This is a genomic window from Pseudomonas sp. L-22-4S-12 (assembly GCF_009799935.1).
In the GTDB taxonomy this organism is placed as follows: domain Bacteria; phylum Pseudomonadota; class Gammaproteobacteria; order Pseudomonadales; family Pseudomonadaceae; genus Aquipseudomonas.
Map to the genome: position 1 here is coordinate 1 of NZ_WELL01000010.1, position 20,551 is coordinate 20,551.

24 protein-coding genes are annotated in these 20,551 nt (G+C 65.7%); 5 read left to right on the top strand and 19 right to left on the bottom strand.

Going from position 1 to position 20,551, the window contains the following annotated elements:
- The coding region (locus F3I16_RS18800; RefSeq protein ID WP_256670234.1) for an aconitase family protein at positions 1–491 on the top strand (491 nt) is incomplete at its 5' end.
- A gap of 133 nt (positions 492–624) precedes the next feature.
- Here the strand turns inward: F3I16_RS18800 and murB are convergent.
- The 8 genes from murB to F3I16_RS18840 all read right to left on the bottom strand — a co-directional run bounded on the left by murB (position 625) and on the right by F3I16_RS18840 (position 7,498).
- Positions 625–1,644, bottom strand: coding sequence for a UDP-N-acetylmuramate dehydrogenase (murB, locus tag F3I16_RS18805; RefSeq protein WP_160495068.1), 1,020 nt, complete (start codon positions 1,642–1,644; stop codon positions 625–627).
- Positions 1,641–2,105: a low molecular weight protein-tyrosine-phosphatase gene (locus F3I16_RS18810; protein WP_160495069.1), complete on the bottom strand. Its 465-nt coding sequence runs from the start codon at positions 2,103–2,105 to the stop codon at positions 1,641–1,643. Before F3I16_RS18810 ends, murB begins: the two co-directional genes overlap by 4 nt.
- A complete protein-coding gene (gene kdsB, locus F3I16_RS18815; protein ID WP_160495070.1) occupies positions 2,105–2,869 on the bottom strand; it encodes a 3-deoxy-manno-octulosonate cytidylyltransferase in 765 nt (254 codons plus the stop codon). The genes F3I16_RS18810 and kdsB overlap by 1 nt, the downstream gene beginning before the upstream one ends.
- Positions 2,870–3,055 carry a Trm112 family protein gene (locus F3I16_RS18820; RefSeq protein ID WP_160079593.1) on the bottom strand — a complete coding sequence of 62 codons (186 nt, stop codon included), beginning with the start codon at positions 3,053–3,055 and terminating at the stop codon, positions 2,870–2,872.
- Between the two features lie 38 nt (positions 3,056–3,093).
- Positions 3,094–4,098, bottom strand: coding sequence for a tetraacyldisaccharide 4'-kinase (lpxK, locus tag F3I16_RS18825; RefSeq protein WP_160495071.1), 1,005 nt, complete (start codon positions 4,096–4,098; stop codon positions 3,094–3,096).
- Positions 4,098–4,529, bottom strand: coding sequence for a biopolymer transporter ExbD (locus F3I16_RS18830; protein WP_160495072.1), 432 nt, complete (start codon positions 4,527–4,529; stop codon positions 4,098–4,100). The genes lpxK and F3I16_RS18830 overlap by 1 nt, the downstream gene beginning before the upstream one ends.
- Positions 4,526–5,200, bottom strand: a complete 675-nt coding sequence (locus tag F3I16_RS18835; RefSeq protein WP_160495073.1) for a MotA/TolQ/ExbB proton channel family protein — start codon at positions 5,198–5,200, stop codon at positions 4,526–4,528. The genes F3I16_RS18830 and F3I16_RS18835 overlap by 4 nt, the downstream gene beginning before the upstream one ends.
- A 72-nt stretch (positions 5,201–5,272) precedes the next feature.
- The gene (locus F3I16_RS18840) at positions 5,273–7,498 is read right to left on the bottom strand and encodes a DNA internalization-related competence protein ComEC/Rec2 (protein WP_178116690.1); all 2,226 of its coding nucleotides are present in this window, start codon (positions 7,496–7,498) and stop codon (positions 5,273–5,275) included.
- 121 nt (positions 7,499–7,619) lie between these two features.
- Here F3I16_RS18840 and F3I16_RS18845 point away from each other — a divergent pair, with 121 nt between their 5' ends.
- Positions 7,620–8,153 carry a DUF2062 domain-containing protein gene (locus tag F3I16_RS18845; RefSeq protein ID WP_160495074.1) on the top strand — a complete coding sequence of 178 codons (534 nt, stop codon included), beginning with the start codon at positions 7,620–7,622 and terminating at the stop codon, positions 8,151–8,153.
- 44 nt (positions 8,154–8,197) lie between these two features.
- Here the strand turns inward: F3I16_RS18845 and F3I16_RS18850 are convergent, their stop codons facing one another.
- From F3I16_RS18850 to F3I16_RS18860, 3 genes are read right to left on the bottom strand one after another with little or no spacing between them, the layout of a single operon-like run.
- Complete coding sequence (locus F3I16_RS18850) at positions 8,198–9,442, bottom strand: lipoprotein-releasing ABC transporter permease subunit (protein ID WP_160495075.1); 1,245 nt, start codon at positions 9,440–9,442, stop codon at positions 8,198–8,200.
- Between the two features lie 2 nt (positions 9,443–9,444).
- Complete coding sequence (gene lolD / locus F3I16_RS18855; protein ID WP_160490901.1) at positions 9,445–10,128, bottom strand: lipoprotein-releasing ABC transporter ATP-binding protein LolD; 684 nt, start codon at positions 10,126–10,128, stop codon at positions 9,445–9,447.
- Entirely contained in the window at positions 10,121–11,377 is a 1,257-nt protein-coding gene (locus tag F3I16_RS18860; protein ID WP_160495076.1) for a lipoprotein-releasing ABC transporter permease subunit, read from the bottom strand. The genes lolD and F3I16_RS18860 overlap by 8 nt, the downstream gene beginning before the upstream one ends.
- Before the next feature lie 94 nt (positions 11,378–11,471).
- On the opposite strand from F3I16_RS18860, the gene F3I16_RS18865 reads away from it, so the two are divergent.
- The 3 genes from F3I16_RS18865 to F3I16_RS18875 are packed head-to-tail and all read left to right on the top strand — an operon-like array spanning position 11,472 to position 13,071.
- Positions 11,472–12,047, top strand: coding sequence for a PilZ domain-containing protein (locus F3I16_RS18865; protein WP_160495077.1), 576 nt, complete (start codon positions 11,472–11,474; stop codon positions 12,045–12,047).
- Positions 12,048–12,055: 8 nt separating this feature from the next.
- Positions 12,056–12,355: a phosphodiesterase gene (locus F3I16_RS18870; RefSeq protein WP_160495078.1), complete on the top strand. Its 300-nt coding sequence runs from the start codon at positions 12,056–12,058 to the stop codon at positions 12,353–12,355.
- Positions 12,352–13,071, top strand: a complete 720-nt coding sequence (locus tag F3I16_RS18875) for a glycerophosphodiester phosphodiesterase (protein ID WP_160495079.1) — start codon at positions 12,352–12,354, stop codon at positions 13,069–13,071. The genes F3I16_RS18870 and F3I16_RS18875 overlap by 4 nt, the downstream gene beginning before the upstream one ends.
- A gap of 234 nt (positions 13,072–13,305) precedes the next feature.
- Here F3I16_RS18875 and sthA read toward each other — a convergent pair whose 3' ends face one another.
- The 8 genes from sthA to F3I16_RS18915 all read right to left on the bottom strand — a co-directional run bounded on the left by sthA (position 13,306) and on the right by F3I16_RS18915 (position 20,548).
- Positions 13,306–14,700 carry a Si-specific NAD(P)(+) transhydrogenase gene (gene sthA / locus F3I16_RS18880; protein WP_160079564.1) on the bottom strand — a complete coding sequence of 465 codons (1,395 nt, stop codon included), beginning with the start codon at positions 14,698–14,700 and terminating at the stop codon, positions 13,306–13,308.
- Between the two features lie 118 nt (positions 14,701–14,818).
- Positions 14,819–15,046 carry a (Na+)-NQR maturation NqrM gene (gene nqrM, locus F3I16_RS18885; RefSeq protein ID WP_160495080.1) on the bottom strand — a complete coding sequence of 76 codons (228 nt, stop codon included), beginning with the start codon at positions 15,044–15,046 and terminating at the stop codon, positions 14,819–14,821.
- Complete coding sequence (locus tag F3I16_RS18890) at positions 15,043–16,053, bottom strand: FAD:protein FMN transferase (RefSeq protein ID WP_372239661.1); 1,011 nt, start codon at positions 16,051–16,053, stop codon at positions 15,043–15,045. Before F3I16_RS18890 ends, nqrM begins: the two co-directional genes overlap by 4 nt.
- Positions 16,046–17,269, bottom strand: coding sequence for an NADH:ubiquinone reductase (Na(+)-transporting) subunit F (gene nqrF / locus F3I16_RS18895; RefSeq protein ID WP_160495081.1), 1,224 nt, complete (start codon positions 17,267–17,269; stop codon positions 16,046–16,048). Before nqrF ends, F3I16_RS18890 begins: the two co-directional genes overlap by 8 nt.
- A 10-nt stretch (positions 17,270–17,279) precedes the next feature.
- Positions 17,280–17,888 (bottom strand): NADH:ubiquinone reductase (Na(+)-transporting) subunit E, encoded by a 609-nt coding sequence (gene nqrE / locus F3I16_RS18900; RefSeq protein ID WP_160079560.1) that lies wholly within the window; start codon positions 17,886–17,888, stop codon positions 17,280–17,282.
- Positions 17,888–18,562 (bottom strand): NADH:ubiquinone reductase (Na(+)-transporting) subunit D, encoded by a 675-nt coding sequence (locus F3I16_RS18905; protein WP_178116693.1) that lies wholly within the window; start codon positions 18,560–18,562, stop codon positions 17,888–17,890. Before F3I16_RS18905 ends, nqrE begins: the two co-directional genes overlap by 1 nt.
- Positions 18,559–19,344, bottom strand: a complete 786-nt coding sequence (locus tag F3I16_RS18910) for a Na(+)-translocating NADH-quinone reductase subunit C (protein WP_160495083.1) — start codon at positions 19,342–19,344, stop codon at positions 18,559–18,561. The genes F3I16_RS18905 and F3I16_RS18910 overlap by 4 nt, the downstream gene beginning before the upstream one ends.
- Entirely contained in the window at positions 19,337–20,548 is a 1,212-nt protein-coding gene (locus tag F3I16_RS18915; protein ID WP_160495084.1) for an NADH:ubiquinone reductase (Na(+)-transporting) subunit B, read from the bottom strand. Before F3I16_RS18915 ends, F3I16_RS18910 begins: the two co-directional genes overlap by 8 nt.
- Positions 20,549–20,551 lie beyond the last annotated feature (3 nt).

The following is a 20,551-nucleotide window of genomic DNA, read 5'->3' on the forward strand; positions in this document are numbered from 1 at the left end:
AAGTGTTCATCGGTTCGTGCATGACCAACATCGGTCACTTCCGCGCCGCCGGCAAACTGCTGGACAAGGTCAAGGGTGGCATTCCGACCCGTCTGTGGCTGGCTCCGCCGACCAAGATGGACGCCCATCAGCTGACCGAAGAAGGCTACTACGGCATCTACGGCAAGGCTGGCGCGCGCATGGAAATGCCGGGCTGCTCGCTGTGCATGGGTAACCAGGCACGCGTACAGACCGGTTCGACCGTGGTCTCCACCTCGACCCGTAACTTCCCGAACCGCCTGGGCGACGCGACCAACGTGTACCTGGCCTCTGCCGAACTGGCTGCGGTCGCTTCGATCATCGGCAAGCTGCCGACCGTCGAAGAGTACATGCAGTATGCAAAAGACATCGACAGCATGGCTGCCGACGTTTACCGCTACCTGAACTTCGACCAGATCGCCGAGTTCCGCGAAGCCGCTGCCAACGCCAAGATCCCTGCTGTTCAGGTCTAAGCGTTAGCTGCAATGAAAAAGCCCCGCCTGGTGCGGGGCTTTTTTATGTCAGGAATAAAGTGAGTGATGTCGTCGGAGTGAATTTTTTCGCGCAATTCGCGATTGAATCAGCTCCGACAGATGCAGGCCTAATTCAAAGAATGTTCGGCTCGATTTCCAGCTCTACGCCAAAACGCGCCCGGATATCCGCCTGAATACGCTGCGCCAGGGCCAGCAACTGCGCTCCCGTGGCCGCGCCGTAATTGACCAGCACCAGCGCCTGCAGGCGATGCACGCCAGCATCACCGTCACGGAAGCCCTTCCAGCCTGCCCGCTCGATCAGCCAGCCGGCCGCCAATTTGACCTGGCCATCCGCCGCCGGGTAGCTGACCAGATCGGGCTGCTCGGTACGGATGCGCTCGGCCAGTTCGGCCGGCACCAGCGGGTTCTTGAAGAAGCTGCCGGCATTGCCCAGCAGCGCCGGGTCCGGCAGTTTTTCACTGCGAATGGAGCAGATTGCACGGCTGACATCGCTGGCCGTGGGCTGCTCGATGCCTTCGGCCTGCAGGCGCTGGCGCACCGGGCCGTAATCCAGGTGCAGCGCAGTCTTGCGGCTGAGGGCGAAACGCACCCGCAGGATCAGCCAGCGCCCCGGCTGCTGCTTGAACAGGCTGTCGCGGTAGGCGAAGGCACACTCGTCCAGAGCAAATTCGCGCAGCTCGCCAGTCTGGCGATCCAGGGCGGTGAGGCCGGCGAACACATCCTTGATCTCCACGCCGTAGGCGCCGATGTTCTGCATCGGCGCCGCACCGACCGTACCGGGGATCAGGCTGAGGTTTTCCAGGCCGGCCAGGCCCTGCGCCAGGCTCCACTGCACGAAGGGATGCCAGGGCTCACCGGCCTCGGCCTCAACCACCACACGCTCGCCGTCATCGCTGAGGATGCGCAGGCCGCGACTGGCCATGCGCAGCACCAGGGCCTCGACAACGCCGGTCAGCAGCAGGTTGCTGCCGCCGCCGATCACCAGCAGCGGCAGCTCGCGTTGCGCGGCCAGGGCCAGCGCCTCGCGCACCTGCTGGTCATTGCTGGCCTCGGCGAACAGGCGCGCCGGCACATCGACACCGAAGGTGTTGAAGGGCTTGAGCGAGAGATTTTCGTGCAACGGCAGGCTCACAACCGCCCCCTGATTTCATCGAGCAGGGCATCGCTGGCCTGCTCGATCAGGTCGAGTACCTGTTCGAAGCCGTCGTCACCCCCATAATAAGGGTCCGGCACTTCATCCAGGGCCAGCTGGTAGCGGCGCAGGAACAGGTCCAGCTCAGCCGACGCAGCCCCTGGGCGCAGCGCCTGCAGATGCTTGAGGTTGTTGTGGTCCATCGCCAGGATCAGGTCGAAGCGCTGGAAATCCTCGACTGCCACCTGGCGGGCGCGCAGCGGTGCCAGGTCATAACCACGGCGCTGAGCGGCCAGGCGGGTGCGCTGGTCCGGCGCCTTGCCGACATGCCAGTCACCGGTGCCGGCGGAGTCCACCTGAACCCGCTCGGCCAGGCCGGCCGCCTGCAGGCGTTGACGCAGCACGCCTTCGGCGGTCGGTGAGCGACAGATATTGCCCAGGCAGACGAACAGAACCTTCATCAGGCCCCCAGCAGACGGCGTACCCGCTCCAGGTCTTCCGGGGTATCGACCCCGGCCGGCGGTGCTTCCAGGGCATCGGCAACATGAATACGCACGCCATGCCACAAGGCGCGCAGCTGCTCCAGGCACTCGGTGTCTTCCAGCCAGCACGGGCCCCAGGCCACGAAGTCATGCAGGAAGCCGGCGCGGTAGGCGTAGATGCCGATATGGCGGCGATAGGGCACGCCAGCCGGCAGCTCGTCGCGGTTCTTGGCGAAGGCATCGCGGGCCCAGGCCAGCGGCGCACGGCTGAAGGTCAGGGCCAGGCCGCTCTTGTCGCTGACCACCTTGACCACGTTGGGATTGAACAGCGCCTGCACATCCTCAATCGGCTCGGCCAGGGTGGCGATGCCCGCCTGCGGGTTGGCGGCCAGGTTGGCGGCCACCTGATCGATGATGCTCGGCGGGATCAGCGGCTCGTCGCCCTGCACGTTGACCACGATGGCGTCGCTGGCCAGACCCAGCTGGGTCGCCACTTCGGCCAGGCGGTCGGTGCCGGAGTTGTGCGCGGCATCGGTCATCAGCACCTCGGCGCCGAAGCCCTGGCACACCTCGAAGATGCGCGCATCGTCGGTGGCCACTACCACCCGCACCGCACTGCTCTTCTTCGCCTGCTCCCAGACATGCTGGACCATCGGCTTGCCGGCAATGTCCTGCAGCGGCTTGCCCGGCAGGCGGCTGGAGGAAAAGCGCGCGGGGATGACAACGATAAAGGCGGCAGTCATTTACTTGTCCAGGCGTTCGTCGACGTTGAGGGTGCGCGCTTCGCTTTCCAGCATCACCGGGATGCCGTCGCGAATCGGGTAGGCCAGGCCGGCGCCCTTGCTGATCAGTTCGGTCTTGTCTTCGCTCAGTTGCAGCGGGCCCTTGCAGACCGGGCAGGCCAGGATGTCGAGCAGTTTGGGATCCATGGGGATGTCCTTGGAAAGATTGAAAACAGCAGAAAGAGTCAGCGCTTGAGCGGCACCAGGCGGCTCAGCTCGCCATCCAGCCAGGCGACGAACGCATCAGACGGCACGGCATCCACCGCCAGGTACCACCAGTCATCGGCGGCAAAGGCCCGGCATTTCACCGCGTCCTTCTCGGTCATCAGCAGCGGCAGTGGCGGGCTGAAGCTCAGCAGCTGCGGGCTGTAACTGGCGTGGTCGGCGAAGGCATGCGCGATTGGCCGCCAGTTTAACGCCTCGAGGGTATTGAAGAAACGCTGCGGATTGCCGATGCCGGCCACCGCATGCACCGCCTGGCCGGGCGGGAAGTGATCGAGCGCGGCGCGCGCGCCGCTGCGCAGGTTGACCAGGGCGGTCGGCTGCAGGCGAAAGGCATAGCCCTGCTCGGTGTCGGCGCTGGCGCCATTGAACAGCACGGCATCCACCTCAGCCAGGCGCTCGACCGGCTCGCGCAGCGGCCCGGCCGGCAGGCAACGGCGATTACCCAGGCCACGGGCGGCATCGATCAGCACCAGTTCCAGGTCACGCGCCAGGCGGTAGTGCTGCAGGCCGTCGTCACAGAGGATCAGGTCCAGCGCTTCCTGCTCCAGCAGCGCCTGCACGGCGCGTGAGCGCTGCGGGTCGATCACCAGCGGCACACCGCTGCGCTGCACCAGCAGCAGTGGCTCGTCGCCGGCTTCGGCGGCCGAGTGCTCGGCCCGCACCCGCCAGGGCAACTGCGGCGGCTGCGCGCCATAGCCACGACTGACCACGCCGACGCGTAGACCGCGGCGGCGGCAATGCTCGATCAGCCAGAGAATCAGGGGGGTCTTGCCGGTACCGCCGACGGTGATATTGCCGACGACTATGACCGGCACCGGCGCGCGATAGATCTCGCCACGCCCGGCCACGAACGCCTGGCGCTTGCCGCGCACCACCCGCCGGTACAGCCACTCCAGCGGGCGCAGCAGGGTCAGCAGCGGATGGCCGCGGTACCAGGCATCGAGCAGGCGGTCGGAGAGCGCCATCAGGGCTTGGCCGCTTCGGCCTCGACCGTGGTGATGCGCAGGTGGGCGAAGCCCAGCTTGCCGGCGGCATCCATGGCGGTGATCACCGCCTGGTGCGGCGTCTGCGCATCGGCGCTGATCACCAGCGGCAGGCTGTTGTCACCCGCGGACTCCTTGCCCAGCGCCGCCATCAGGCTTTCCAGGTCGCTTTTCAGCAGGGCCTGGCCATTCAGCGAGTAGCTGCCTTCGGCACTGATCAGGACTTCCATCTGCTTCAGCGCGGTTTCTTCCGGCGGCGTGCCGCTGGCCGCTTCCGGCAGATCGACCTTGAGCTGGGTCTCGCGGGTGAAGGTGGTGGTGACCACGAAGAACAGCAGCAGGATGAACACCACGTCGATCAACGAAGCCAGGTTGATCTCGACGTTTTCCCGCGGTTTGCGCCGGAACTTCACGCCTTCCTGCCCTCTTTGCGGGTTTCCGCCTTGGCCACGGGAGCGGGCATATCGGCCAGATCGACATCACGGTCGCCCTGCACCACTTCCACCAGCTTGATCGCTTCCTGCTCCATGCCCACCACCAGCTCGTCGACCCGGCGCTGCAGGAAACGGTGGAAGAACAGCGCCGGGATCGCCACCATCAGGCCGGCTGCGGTGGTGATCAGCGCCTTGGAGATACCGCCGGCGAGCACCGAGGCATTCGCCGTACTGTTGCCAATGAAGGCACTGAAGATGTCGATCATGCCCAGTACGGTGCCGAGCAGGCCGAGCAGCGGCGCAATGCCGGCGATGGTGCCGAGGGCGTTGAGGTAGCGCTCCAGCTCATGGATGACGCGGGCGGCGGCCTCCTCGATGCACTCCTTCATGATCTCGCGACCATGCTTGGAGTTGGCCAGGCCGGCGGCGAGGATCTGCCCCAGCGGGGAGTTGGCGCGCAGTTCCTTGAGTTTGTCGTTGTTGAGCTTTTTTTCCTTGATCCAGCGCCACACCTGGCCCAGCAGATGGGGCGGGGTGATGCGGCTGGGCCGCAGGGTCCACAGACGTTCGGCGATGATGCCGGCGGCTGCGATGGAACACAGAATGATCGGCAGCATCATCCAGCCGCCCGCTTTGACCAGTTCCCACACGGTAGTGCATCCCCCTCGGAAAAGTGGCGCCACTCTAGCATAGGGACGCCGCCGAACAGACCTCCCCGGTTCTCATTTTTCCCGCCAGAAAACCGCGCGCTCGCGCCAGCCAAATGCCGGCTGGCGCGCGCCCAGTTCGATGCGCAGGGCGCCGCTGGCGACGTTGTCATGGAGCGCAATGGAACGCGCCCGGTAACGCGCCACGACCTGCGCATGGGGATGACCGAAGGGATTGTGCGGCCCCCGCGACAGCAATGCCGCCGTCGGCGCAACGGCATCGAGAAAGGCGGCCGAGGACGAACTGCGGCTGCCGTGATGGGGAATCTGCAGCCAGTCGGCCCGCAGATCGTGCCCCGTGCGGAGCAGTGCCTGTTCCGCCGCCTCATCGATATCGCCGGTGAGCAGCAGGCTCTCACCCGCGGCCTCGACCTTGAGCACGCAGGAGGACTGGTTGCCCTCCGCCGCCTGGGCCCAGCGCCAGGTGGTGAAACGCACCCCATCCCACTGCCAGGTCGCGCCATCCACGCAGGGCGCGGCGCCCAGTGCCGCCGGCAGCGCGGCAGCTTCGCCACCGAGCACCTGCGCCACCGGCATGCGCCGGCGCACGGCCAGGGCACCGCCGGCATGGTCGCTATCGGCATGGCTGAGCAGCAGCATGTCCAGGCGCTCCAGGCCCAGGTAGCGCAGCGACGGCAGCACCACCCGCTCGCCCAGATCGAAGTCGCCATAGCGCGGCCCGGCGTCATACAACAAGGCATGCTGGCGAGTACGCACCAGCACCGCCAGGCCCTGCCCCACGTCCAACTGCCAGACTTGCGCACGCCCCGGCGCCGGCAGCTGCGGCGGCGGGAAGCCCAGCGGCAGCAACAGCACCAGTCCCAGGACGCGCACGGGCAGCCCGGCCGGCAGCAGAACCAGCCAGGCGCCCAGACTGACCAGCAACCAGGCCCAGAGCGGCAGGTGCATGGGCAACCAGGCCGGCAGCGCCGTGGCGAGCAGATCCAGCAGCTGGAACAGCACCTCGAGCAGGCCACCGGCCAGCCACAGCAGACCCTCACCCACTCCAGGCAGGGGCAACAGCAGGGTTCCCAGCAAGGCCAGCGGCACCACCAGAAAACTCACCCAAGGCACCGCCAGCAGGTTGGCCAGCGGCCCGCTGGCACTGAGCGGCAGGCCCAAGGCGAGGAACAGCGGCAGCAGGCCAATGGCCAGGGTCCACTGCGCCCGCCACCACACCTGCCACCAGGACCAGCCACCCAGGCGGCCGCCAAAGACCAGCGCCAGCACCGCCACCGCGCCGAAGGACAGCCAGAACCCGGCCTGCAGCACCGCCAGTGGCTCGACCAGCAGCACCAGAATCCAGGCCAGCAGCAGCGGAGTCCACACCCCGAGATGGCGAAAGCGCAAGCGCCACAGCAGCACCACCGCGATCATCACGCAGGCCCGCCGCACCGGCACCTCGAAGCCGGCCAGCAGGCCGTAAGCCAGGGCTGCGACGAATGCCAGGGCACAGGCCGCAGGCAGCCAGGGCAACCGTTGCGGCCACCAGCCGAGCCGCGCCAGACCGGCGACCAAGCCATAGAGCAAGGCCGCCAGCAAGGCGACATGCTGCCCGGAGATCACCAGCAGGTGCACCGTGCCGGTGTCCTGCAACACCCGCCAATCCGCCGGACTCAGACCCGAGTCGTCGCCCAGCACCAGCGCGGCCAGGGCGCCCTCACGCTGCCAGGCATCGACAGCGAGCACGCGCCGGCGCAGCGCGTCACGCCAGGCCGACAGGCCTCCCGCCGCTTGCAGGCGTTCACCCTGCTTGACCGTGCCGCCGGCGCCGATGCGCTGCGCCAGCAGCCAGGCCTCGTAGTCGAAGCCCTGCGGATTGACCAGGCCCTGCGGGCGCTTGAGACGCACCGCCAGGCGCCAGCGCTCACCGGCCCGCAGCAGCGGCCCGTCATACCAGGCCAGACGCAGCAGCCCCGGCAAGGACGCCCGCCGCGCCTGCGCCTCGGCCAGCTGGAAACGCACCACGCCCTCGCGCCGCTCCGGCAGGCCGACCACCTGCCCCTCCAGCCACAGGGTCTGGCCATCCAGCTCGGGCGCCAGGCGCTCGCCCAGCGCCCACTGCGCCGACACGCAAGCCCAGCACAGGCCGAACAGGAACAGTGCCAGCGGATAGCTACGATACGGCAACAGCATCAGCGCCACAGGCAGTGCCAGCCACAGCAACCAGGCCGGCGGTAAAGCCGGCAATAAGCTAAGGCTGGCCAATCCGGCGGCCAGTGCCAGCATCCCTGCGCGCATCCCGTTCTCCCTGCCGGCGCAACCGTCCTGGTGCGCCACCGATCCGAGGTCGCCGGCCTGTCACAAGCCAGTCACCGCCAATCGGTGCATAATAGCCGCGCTTCCGTCACCCGAGAGTCTTATGCCGCGCCGCGTATTCAAGCGCTACATGCCCGACCCGGAGAGCATCCGATCAAACAAATCGCTGCGCTTTCTGGGCAAGCTGCTCCATGACCCCAACCTCTGGCACCTCAACCGCCACTCGGTCGCCCGGGCCATGGCGGTGGGCCTGTTTGCCGCCTTCATCCCCCTGCCCATGCAGATGCTCCTGGCTGCCAGCCTGGCGGTGCCGGTGCGCGGCAACCTGCCGATCTCGGTGGGGCTGGTCTGGCTGACCAATCCGATCACCATGCCGCCGGTGTTCTACTGCACCTACAAGCTGGGGGCCTGGATCATGGGCGTACCGCCCATGCTGCTGCCGGACGAGCTGACCTGGGAATGGATCACCGGCGAACTGGCCACCCTCTGGCAGCCCTTCCTGCTCGGCTCGCTGGTGGCCGGCCTGGGGCTGGCCGTGCTGGCCTACAACCTGACCATGCTCTACTGGCGCTGGTGGGTGCGCCACAACTGGCGCAAGCGCCAGGAGCGACGCCAGCAACAGCCCGGGCAGAAATGAAAAACGCCGCTCGATAGCGGCGTTTTTCATTCGGTTCGGCAACCTCAGTCGTAGCGCAGCGCTTCCGCCGGCTGGGTGCGCGAGGCGCGCCAGGCCGGGTACAGGGTGGCGAGGAAACTCATCAGCAACGCGGCGCCACAGATCAGCAGGACATCGGCGGCCTGCAGGTCGGATGGCAGGTTGTTGATGTAGTAGATATCCGAACTGAGGATATGCACCCCGCTGGCCCGCTCCAACCAGGCTACCCAATCGCTCACGTTGAGCGCGACAACCACCCCCAGCACGCCGCCGACCAAGGTGCCGATGCTGCCGATTACCGTGCCCTGAACCATGAAGGTGCTCATGATCTGCCCCGGCGTGGCGCCGAGGGTGCGCAGGATGGCGATATCGGAGCGCTTGTCGGCCACCACCATGACCAGGGTGGCGATGATGTTGAACGCGGCGACTGCGATGATCAGCAGCAGGAGCAGACCGATCATGGTCTTCTCCATCTTCATCGCGCTGAACAGACTGCCCTGGGTGTGGGTCCAGTCGTTGGCCTTGTAGCCCGCGCCCAGGCTGGCGGCGATGGCGGCGGAAACCTGCGGCGCCTGATACAGATCCTTGAGCGCGATGCGCACGCTCTGCACCTGCTGCGGGGCGATGCGCAGGATGCTCGAGGCATCGGCGACGCTGATCAGCGCCAGGCTGCCATCCAGCTCGGCGCCCACCTTGAACACCCCGACCACGTTCAGGCGCTGCATGCGCGGGGTGATGCCGCTCGCGCTGCTGCTCACCTCGGGCACGATCAGGGTCAGCTTGTCGCCGACGTTGAGGCGGAAACGCCGCGCGGTCGTCTCGCCGATCACCACGCCGAACTCGCCGGGACGCAGCTCATCCAGCCGCCCCTGGACCATATGCTGGCCGATGATCGAGACCTGCTGCTCCTGGGCCGGATCGATGCCGTTGACCAGGATCGGCTGCATGACGCCGCGGGAGGAAAACATCCCCTCCAGCTCGGCAAAAGGCGCCGCCCCGACGACCTGCGGGTTGCGCTTGGCGACCTCGGCCACGGCATGCCAGTCGGCCAGCGGCTGCTCGGCGCTGAGGGTGGCGTGCGGCACCATGCCGAGGATGCGCGTGCTCATTTCCTTCTGGAAACCGTTCATCACCGAGAGCACCACGATCATCGCCAGCACGCCGAGACCGAGGCCGATCATCGAGGTCAGCGAAATGAAGGAGATGTAGTGGTTGCGCCGCTTGGCGCGGGTGTAACGGGTGCCGATGAAGATCGCGATAGGCCGGAACATGATTAGGCAGCCACCAGCCGGCCTTCTTCCAGGCGCAGCACCCGGTCCATCTGCTGGGCCAGCTGCAGGTCGTGGGTCACCACCAGGAAGGCGGTCTGCGACGAGACGCTGAGCTCGCGCATCAGTTCCTGGATGCCGTGGGCGGTGTGCTGGTCGAGGTTGCCGGTGGGCTCGTCGAGCAGCACCAGCGCCGGCCGATTGACCAGGGCACGGGCGATGGCCACCCGCTGGCGCTCGCCGCCGGACAGCTCGGCCGGTTTGTGGCTCAGGCGATGGCCCAGACCGACCCGCTCCAGCAGCGCGGTGGCGCGCTGACGGGCCTCGGCGATCGGCGTCTTGCCGATCAGCAGCGGCATGCACACGTTCTCCAGGGCGGTGAACTCCGGCAGCAGGTGATGGAACTGGTAGACGAAGCCCAGCGCCCGGTTGCGCAGCAGGCCGCGGGCCGTCTCGTTGAGGGCGGACAGCTCCTCGCCGGCCAGCCAGACGCTGCCCTGGCTCGGCGTATCCAGGCCGCCGAGCATGTTCAGCAGGGTGCTCTTGCCGGAACCGGAGGAGCCGACGATGGCCACCCGCTCGCCGGGCAGCAGCTCCAGCGCCACGCCGGCTAGGACCTCCACCGTCTGCGGGCCTTCCTCGTAGCTCTTGCCCAGGTTGCGGCAACTCAGGACTGCCTTATCACTCATAACGCAAAGCCTCCGCTGGCTGGGTGCGCGCCGCACGCCGAGCCGGGTAAAGGGTGGCAAAGAAACTCAGAAGCAACGCCGCGGCGCACACCAGCACCACGTCCTCGACCTGCACCTGCGAAGGCAGGTAGTCGATGAAATACACTTCGGCATTGAGGAACTGGATGCCCAGCATGCCTTCCAGCCACTTGATCGCCGCGCTGACATTGAGCGCGGCGAGCACGCCCAGCACGCCGCCGACCAGGGTGCCGACCACGCCGATCACGGTGCCCTGCACCATGAAGGTCAGCATGATCTGCCGTGGCGTGGCGCCGAGGGTGCGCAGGATGGCGATATCCGCCTGCTTGTCGGTCACCACCATGACCAGGGTGGAAACGATGTTGAACGCGGCGACCGCGACGATCAGCAACAGCAGCAGACCGATCATGGCCTTCTCCATGCGGATCGCCTGGTACAGATTGCCGTGGGTCGAGGTCCAGTCGCGCGCATAGAAATCCTCGGCGCGCAGGGCCTGGGACAACTCCCAGGCCACCCGCGGCGCCTCGAACAGGTCCTGCAGCTTGAGGCGGATGCCCTGCACCTCGCCCGGCTTCATGCGCAGCAGGCGCCCCGCATCCTGCACATGCACCATGGCCACATGGCCATCGATCTCGCCGGCGCCGACATGGAAGATGCCGACCACGGTGAAGCGCTTCATGCGCGGGAACATCCCGGCCGGAGTGACCGCCACCTCGGGCGCGACGAAGGTGACCTTGTCGCCGAGCGCCAGGCCGAGCTTCTTCGCCGCCAGATCGCCGATGGCGATGCCGAACTGACCAGGCTGCAGGGACTCGAGCGCGCCTTGGTCTCTCAGGAAAAAGTTGCCGATGATCGAGACCTTGCGCTCCTCGACCGGGTCGATGGCATTGATCAGGATCTTCTGCACCCGACCATTGTTGGTCAGCAACCCCTGCATTTGGGTGAATGGAGCGGTCGCCACGACCTGCTGGTTTTCGCTCGCCCGGGCGGCGATACGCTGCCAGTCCGGCAGCGGCTGGCTGCTCTCGAGGGTGGCATGCGGCACCATGCCCAGCACACGGTCGCGCATCTCGCGGTCGAAGCCATTCATCACCGACAGCACGACGATCATCACCAGCACGCCCAGGGCGAGGCCGATGATCGAGGTGAGGGAGATGAAGGAGACGAAAAGGCTACGACGCTTGGCCCGCGTGTAACGCAAGCCGATAAAGAACGGCAAGGGTCTGAACATGTATGGGGTTCGCTGGCGAAAGAAGAAACGTCCTTGTGGCGGGGCTAGGCGAGCAGCTTTACACTCAGACCACCACTGCTGCCATGGGTTCGCCATGTCGTATCGAGACGCTGATGATCGCCGCGAATACTACCGTATCGAGGATACGATCGCACTGGATTTCAGCCTGCTTTCCGGGCCGCAAGCGCTGGCCAGTGACGCGCTGCACGATGCCTCGCCGCTGTTCAATCTGCTCAGCGACCTGCACCTGATGGACTTCGAGTCGCAGCATCTGCTGCGCCATATCAGCGAGCGCGACCGCACCCTGGCCAACTACCTGAAGGTGATGAACAAGCGCATCGATCTGCTCGGCCAGGCCCTGGCGCAGAACCTGCTGCGCGATATCGGCACGCCACGCCAGGTATCGCTGTCCGAGGGCGGCATCAGCTTCAACCACACGCAGGAGATCGAACCCGGCAGCCACCTGGCGCTGAAGATGGTACTGATGCCACAAGCCCTCGGCCTGCTGCTGCGGGCCAGGGTCATGCACTGCCAGGTACGCGAGGATGGTCAGTTCGACATCGGCACCGAGTTCGAGGCCCTGACCGATGCCCAGCGCCAGCTGCTGGCCCGGCATATCCTGCAGAAGCAGGCGCAACAGCGCCGCCTGGCCCGCGAGCAGCACCGGTGAGGCGACGTGTGCGCCGTCTGCTCGGCCTGCTGAGCCTCGCCCTGGCCCTGCCCGTTGCCGGCGAAACCCTGCACATCCCCCTCGGCCAGCAAGGCCAGGCCGGACTCTCCCTGCCCCAGCGCGGCGAATCGCAGCGCTCGGTGCTGGAGCGCTTCGGCCTGGCCGACGAGGAGCACGCCGCGGTCGGCCAGCCGCCGATCACCCGCTGGGACTACCGCGAGTTCAGCGTGTATTTCGAGTACGATCACGTGGTCAACAGCGTGCTCCACCACCAGCCCCGTCATCCCACCCCCAAGGAACAACAGTGACCCTTATCTACGGCCACCGCGGCGCCAAGGGCGAAGCGCCGGAAAACACCCTCGCCAGCTTCCAGCTATGCCTCAAACACGGCGTCACCCGCTGCGAACTGGACCTGCACCTGTCGCGTGACGGCGAGCTGATGGTGATCCATGACACGACCCTCAAGCGCACCACCGGGCGACGCGGCAAGGTGGTCGAGCACGCGGCCGCCGAACTGGTGGGCTACGACGCCCGCCATGGCGGCCCCGACTGGAAGACGCCCTGCCCGATCCCGACCCTTGCCAGCCTGTTCGAGCAGTGCCCATTCGAGCACTGGCAGCTGGAAGTGAAAAGCGCCTCGCGGGTGCGCGCCGCCCGCACCGTACTGGCGATCCAGGCCCTGGCCGAACGCTTCGCCATCAGCGAGCGCATCACCGTGACCAGCAGCTCGCGCGAAGTGCTGCGCGCCCTCAAGCGCCTGGCCCCGGAACTGTCGCGCGGCCTGGTGGCAGAGTACGACTGGCTCGACCCGCTGAAGGTCGCCGCCCACCACGACTGCTCGATGCTCGCCCTGAACTGGACCCTGTGCACCCCGGAACGCCTGGCCAAGGCGCAGAAGGCCGGGCTGCACGTGTCGGTGTGGACGGTCAACGATGCCGCGCTGATGCGGCGCCTGGCCGATTTCGGCGTGGACAGCATCATCACCGACTTCCCCGGGCTGGCGGTCGATACGCTGGAGCGCTGACTCCACTGTGGGAGCGGCTTTAGCCGCGCTCGAGCGGCGAGACGAAGGAATCTTTCGCGGCTGAAGCCGCTCCTACGGAAAGCCCCTAGCGCAGGCTGCAGCAATAAAAAACCGGCCCATGGGCCGGTTTTTTTGTGCTGCCTGGTCAGAAGCTCTCCCGGTTCGGCCAGCGCCACTCGCGGGAATCGCTGAAGGGATCCACCCCGACCGGCTCAGGCCACCGGTCGGAGCCGCTCAAAAAAGCCGGTTGAGACCGTCGAACGCCGCCACCCGATAAGCCTCGGCCATGGTCGGGTAGTTGAAGGTGGTGTTGACGAAGTACTTGATGCTGTTCGCCTCGCCCTTCTGGTTCATGATCGCCTGGCCGATGTGGACGATCTCCGAGGCCTGGTAGCCGAAGCAGTGCACGCCGAGGATTTCCAGGGTGTCGCGGTGGAACAGGATCTTCAGCATGCCCACCGGCTCGTGGGAGATCTGCGCCCGCGCCATGCCCTTGAAGAAGGCCTTGCCCACTTCATAGGGAATCTTGGCCTGGGTCAGCTCCTTCTCGTTCTTGCCGATCGAGCTGATCTCCGGAATGGTGTAGATGCCGGTCGGCACGTCGTCGACGAAGCGCCACGTGTCGTTCTCCACCGCACTGCCGGCGGCCGAACGACCCTGGTCATAGGCGGCGCTGGCCAGGCTCGGCCAGCCGATCACGTCGCCGGCGGCGAAGATATTGCCGATCTCGGTGCGGTAGGACTGATCCACCTCGATCTGCCCGCGGCCGTTGACCTTGATGCCGATGTTTTCCAGGCCCAGCTTGTCGGTGTTGCCGGTACGCCCGTTGCACCAGAGAAAGGCGTCGGCCTTGATCTTCTTGCCGGACTTGAGGTGCAGGATCACCCCGTGCTCCACGCCCTCGACGCGCTCGTACTCCTCGTTGTGACGGATCAGCACGTTGTTGTTGCGCAGGTGGTAGCTCAGCGCATCGGAGATCTCGTCGTCGAGGAAGCTGAGCAGTTGGTCGCGGTTGTCGATCAAGTCGACCAGCACGCCGAGGCCGCTGAAGATCGAGGCGTACTCGGAGCCGATCACCCCCGCTCCGTAGATGATGATCCGGCGCGGCGTGTGGGTCAGGCTGAGGATGGTGTCGCTGTCGTAGATGCGCGGGTGGTGGAAGTCCACGTCGGCCGGGCGGTAGGGGCGCGAGCCGGTGGCGATGACGATCTGCTTGGCCACCAGTTTTTCCACCACGCCGCTGGGGCAGACCACTTCCACGGTCTGCTCGTCGGCGAAGCTGGCGGTGCCGAAGAACACGTCGATGCGGTTGCGCGCGTAGTAGCCGGTGCGCGAGGCAACCTGCTTGGCGATCACCCGCTCGGCGCTCTTCAGTACGTCGGGGAAGGAGAACCAGCGCGGCTCGCCGATCTGGCGGAACAGCGGGTTGGTGTTGTACTGCATGATCTGCCGCACCGAGTGGCGCAGGGCCTTGGACGGGATGGTGCCGAGGTGGGTGCAGTTGCCGCCTACCTGCGGGCGGTTGTCGACCACCGCCACCTTGCGCCCGGCCTTGGCCGCGTTCATTGCTGCGCCTTCACCCGCCGGGCCCGAGCCCAACACCACCACGTCGTAGTTGTAGACCGCCATGCTTACTCCTCATCACGCACCGGGCTTCGCGTCAGGAACCCGGACAGGGCTGCGGCACCCCATGGCCACAGCACTAGAATCGTCGGCACAGCTTAACCATGCCGGTTCGCGCCGCACATTAGCGCTTGGTCGCGTCGTAGGCGAGCTTTGTCTTCACTACATCCTGGTCGCGATTCACTTCCTCGCACTTCTCGCGGCTGCCGCCACAGATCGAGCATTCCTTCTCGATGCCCAGATTGGCGATGCCGCCGCAGGAGCCGGCAATCGGCTTGCGCCCGAAGATCACACCGACGGCCATGCCCAATACCACCAACAGCATGAGTCCGAATACCAACAGCCAGGTCATGGTGTTTCTCCTGCGCCGAAACGGCGCTCGAAAGCCGGCGTCGCGCGGGTGGCGAAGCCCTGGTCGGTACGGGTGACGAAGAAAGCAGCCACCTGCGCCTGCTCGGCGAAGGCATAGCCGCGTTCCGGCCCCAGCACCATCAATAGAGTAGACAGCCCGTCGGCGCGCAAAGTCGAGGGATCGACCACCGTCACCGCCGCCAGGCGATGACTGATCGGTGCGCCCGCTTGCGGATCGAGGGTATGCGAGTAGCGCTTGCCGTCACGCTCGAAGTAGTTGCGGTAGTCGCCGGAGGTGGAGACCCCCAGGCCATCCAGCGCCAGGACCTTCTGCGCCACCTGGCGGTCATCGCGCGGCGCCTCGATGGCGATGCGCCAGGCGCTGCCGTCCGGCTTGCGCCCGAGCGCCTTGAGCTCACCGGTGACATCCAGCAGGTAGCTTTTCACCCCCAGCTCGGCCAGGCGCGCGGCGAGGCGATCGACCGTAGCGCCGGCGGCGATGCTGTTGAGATCCAGCTGCACGGCGGCGTCCTTGCACAGCTGCTCGCCGTCGATGCGCAGGTGCTCATGGCCGACATTGGCCCGCGCCATGGCGATCTCCTCGGCCGTCGGCACCCGCTCGCCGCGCGACTGCGGGCCGAAGCCCCACAGCTCCAGCAGCGGCTGAATGGTCAGGTCGAAGGCGCCGTCGCTGTCGGCGGCCAGCCGCTCGCCGAAGCGCACCAGCTCCAGCACGGGGGCTGGCATGGCGCGGCAGCTGCCGGCCGGCAGGTGATTGAATTCGGAAAGGTCGGAATCACTGCGCCAGGTGGACATCTGCTGGTCGACTTGCGCCAGCAGGCCCTCGACTTCGGCTTTGAGCGCGGCGGGTTCGGGCGTGCCCTCGCCCGCCAGGTATTTCAGCGAGTAGTGGCTGCCCATGGTCGGGCCGCCGAACTCCTCGATCTTCTCGCCGCAACCAGCCAGCAGTGCGCTGGCCAGCAACAGGCATACCGCGGGTTTAGCCACCGAAGTCGTCCAGCAGGATGTTCTCGCGCTCCACCCCCAGGTCCAGCAGCATCTTGATCACCGCGGCGTTCATCATGGGCGGGCCGCACATGTAGAACTCACAGTCTTCCGGCGCCGGGTGGTCCTTGAGGTACTGCTCGTACAGCACGTTGTGGATGAAGCCCTTGAGGCCGGTCCAGTTATCTTCCGGCTGCGGATCGGACAGCGCCAGGTGCCACTGGAAGTTCGGATTTTCCGCCGCAAGCGCGTCGTATTCCTCGACGTAGAAGGCCTCGCGCAGCGAGCGCGCGCCGTACCAGAAGCTGATCTTGCGCTTGGAGCCCAGGCGCTTGAGCTGGTCGAAGATGTGCGAACGCATCGGCGCCATGCCGGCACCGCCGCCGATGAAGACCATCTCGGCATCGGTATCCTTGGCGAAGAACTCGCCGAACGGCCCGTATACGGTGACCTTGTCGCCCGGCTTGAGGCCGAACACCCAGGACGACATCTGGCCCGGCGGCAGATGATCCTTGCCGGGCGGCGGCGAGGCGATGCGGATGTTGAATTTGACGATGCCCTTCTCGTCCGGGTAGTTGGCCATGGAGTAGGCACGGATCACCGTCTCGTCGACCTTGGACACGTACTTCCACTGGTTGAACTTGTCCCAGTCGCCGCGGTACTCGGGCTGAATGTCGAAGTCCTTGTAGTGCACCTCGTGCGGCGGGCATTCCAGCTGCACGTAGCCACCGGCACGGAAGTCCACGCTCTCGCCTTCCGGCAGGCGCAGGGTCAGCTCCTTGATGAAGGTGGCCACGTTGGGGTTGGACTCCACCGTGCATTCCCACTTCTTCACGCCGAACACCGACTCTTCCACCTCGATATGCATGTCCTGCTTGACCGGGGTCTGGCAGGACAGGCGCCAGCCGGCCTTGGCCTCGCGCTTGGTGAAGTGCGATTCCTCGGTCGGCAGCATTTCGCCGCCGCCGCTTTCGACGATGCACTTGCACTGGGCGCAGGTGCCGCCACCGCCGCAGGCCGAGGACAGGAACACGTTGTTCGCCGCCAGGGTCTGCAACAGCTTGCCACCGGCCGGTACGGTGAGGGTGCGCTCGCCGTTGATGACGATGTTCACGTCGCCGCTGGATACCAGCTTGGCACGGGCCGCCAGGATGATCACCACCAGCGCCAGGACGATGGCGGTGAACATGCCGATGGCCAGGGAAATTTCAAAACCCATCTGGTTCTCCTTAGAGCTGAATGCCGCCGAAGGACATGAAGCCCAACGACATCAGACCGATGGTGATGAAGGTGATGCCCAGGCCCTGCAGGCCTTCGGGAACATCACTGTACTTGAGCTTCTCGCGGATGCCGGCCAGCAGGGCGATGGCCAGGGCCCAGGAGAAGCCGGAACCGAGGCCGTAGGTCACGCTCTCGGCCAGGTTGTAGTCGCGCTCCACCATGAACAGCGAGCCGGCCATGATCGCGCAGTTCACCGTGATCAGCGGCAGGAACACGCCGAGGGCGTTGTACAGCGAGGGCACGTACTTATCCAGGAGCATCTCGAGGATCTGCACGATGGCGGCGATCACGCCGATGTAGCTGAGCAGGCCGAGGAAGGACAGGTCCACTTCCGGCAGCCCGGCCCAGGCCAGTGCGCCTTCCTTGAGCAGGTAGGTGTACAGCAGGTTGTTGGCCGGCACCGTAATGGCCTGCACCACCACCACGGCGATGCCGAGACCGATGGCGGTTTCCACCTTCTTGGAGATGGCGATGAAGGTACACATGCCGAGGAAGAAGGCCAGCGCCATGTTCTCGATGAACACGGCCTTCACGAACAGGCTGAGGTAATGCTCCATCAGTAGGCCTCCTTATCCGAGACGTGCGGGGCCATGCGGAAGGCCGGCGCTTCCTTCTGCGCCGGTTTCCAGCTGCGCAGCGCCCAGATGATCAGACCGATCAGGAAGAACGCCGAAGGCGGCAGCAGCAGCATGCCGTTGGGCTGGTACCAGCCACCGTCGCTGACGGTGGGCAGCACGCTGTAGCCGAGCAGCTTGCCGGCACCGAACAGCTCGCGGATCACACCCAGGACAATCAACATGGCGCTGTAGCCCAGGCCGTTGCCGATGCCGTCGAAGAACGACAGCAGCGGCGGGTTCTGCATGGCGAAGGCCTCGGCGCGGCCCATGACGATGCAGTTGGTGATGATCAGGCCGACGAACACCGACAGCTGCTTGGCCAGGCTGAAGGCATAGGCCTTGAGCACCTGATCGACCACGATCACCAACGAGGCGATGATCACCATCTGCACGATCATGCGGATCGAGCTGGGAATCTGACTGCGGATCATCGAGATGAACAGGTTGGAGAACCCGGTCACCAGGGTCAGCGCAATCGACATCACCAGCGCCGTCTTGAGGTTCGAGGTGACCGCCAGCGCCGAGCAGATGCCGAGGATCTGTAGACCAATGGGGTTGTTGTGAAAGATCGGGTCGAGCAACACGCTCTTGATCGTGGGTTGCGACATGCTTATGCCTCCCCTTTGTGCAGTTTGGCCAGGAACGGACCGAAGCCGCTTTCACCCAGCCAGAAGTGCAGCAGGTTGTTCACGCCCTTGCTGGTCAGGGTAGCGCCCGCCAGGCCATCGACCTGATGCGTGGCCTTGGCCGACTGCGGATCGACGCTGCCCTTGATGATTTCCACGGCAAGCTGGCCCTGCTCGTCGAACAGGGTCTTGCCGGCCCAGAGCGCCTTCCACTTCGGGTTGTCCACCTCGCCGCCCAGGCCCGGGGTCTCGCCGTGCTGGTAGAAGCCGAAGCCGACCACGGAGTTCAGGTCGCCCTTGATGGCGATGAAGCCGTACAGGGTCGACCACAGGCCGTAACCACGTACCGGCAGGATCAGGGTGTCGAGCTTGCCGTCGGTTTCCACCATATAAACGGTGGAAAAGCGCTCGCGACGCTTGATCGAGGCGATGTCCTGCTCACCCTTGAGGGCATCGGACAGTGCTGGATCCTTGGCCGCCTTGAGCGGGTCGAAGCTGGCCGCATCCTGGGCATCGCTGAATACACCGGTCTGCAGGTCGACCACACGGGCCTTGATGCGCTCGGCGTACAAGGCCTTGATCGCCTTGGCCGACATGCCGCTCTCACCCAGGCCGGCAATCGCCAGGATGCTGCGTTGTTTGTCCAGCTGGCGGTTTTCCACCTGGGTCGGCTTCAGCGCCACGGCGGCGCCGGCGACGAACACCGAGCACACCAGGCACACCAGCAGCGCAACGGTCAGGGTGCGCGCAGTAGATTCTTGCTTAGCCATTGCGCGCAATCCTCCGCTTGATGTTGGCCTGTACGACGAAGTGGTCGATCAGTGGCGCACACAGGTTGGCGAACAGGATCGCCAGCATCATGCCTTCCGGGAAGGCCGGGTTGACCACACGGATCAGCACCACCATCACCCCGATCAGCGCACCGAACAGCCACTTGCCGGTATTGGTCATGGAGGCCGACACCGGGTCGGTGGCCATGAAGATCAGGCCGAAGGCGAAACCGCCGACCACCAGGTGCCAGTGCCAGGGCATGCTGAACATCGGATTGCTGGCCGAGCCGATGGCGTTGAACAGGTAGCTCATGGCGATCATGCCCAGCATCACGCCGCTGACGATGCGCCAGGAAGCGATCTTGCTCAGCAGCAGGAAGGCACCCCCGATGAAGATGGCCAGGGTGCTGGTCTCGCCCATCGAGCCGGGTTCGAAGCCGACAAAGGCATTCCACCAGGACAGACCGCTGGCGGTGACCTGCTCGATGCCCCCCGAGGCGGCAACCGACAGGGCGGTGGCGCCGGCATAGCCGTCTACTGCCGTCCAGACCGCATCGCCGGACATCTGCGCCGGATAGGCGAAGAACAGGAAGGCACGCCCGACCAGGGCCGGATTGAGGAAGTTCTTGCCGGTACCGCCAAACACTTCCTTGCCGATCACCACGCCGAAGCTGATGCCCAGGGCCACCTGCCACAGCGGAATATCCGGCGGCAGGGTCAGGGCGAACAGCACCGAGGTGACAAAGAAACCTTCGTTGACCTCATGACGGCGAATGGAGGCGAACAGCACTTCCCAGAAACCGCCGACAATGAAGGTGACCAGGTACACCGGCAGGAAATACGCCGCACCCTGGATGAAGCAGTCCCACAGACTGTTCGGATCGAAACCGGCCAACATGCCGATCAGGCCGAAACGCCAGCCATCCTGGGCGGCCAGCAGCTCGGGGTTGCCGGCCATGATGCTGTTGGCCTGGAAGCCGATGTTCCACATGCCGAAGAACATCGCCGGGAAGGTGCAGGCCCAGACGGTGATCATCATGCGCTTGAGGTCGATGCCGTCACGCACGTGGGCGGTGGTCTTGGTCACGCTGCCCGGACGATAGAAGAAGGTATCGATGGCTTCGTAAAGCGCATACCACTTCTCGTACTTGCCGCCCTGCTCGAAGTTGTGCTCGATCTTGTCGAGGAATTTACGCAAAGACATGGA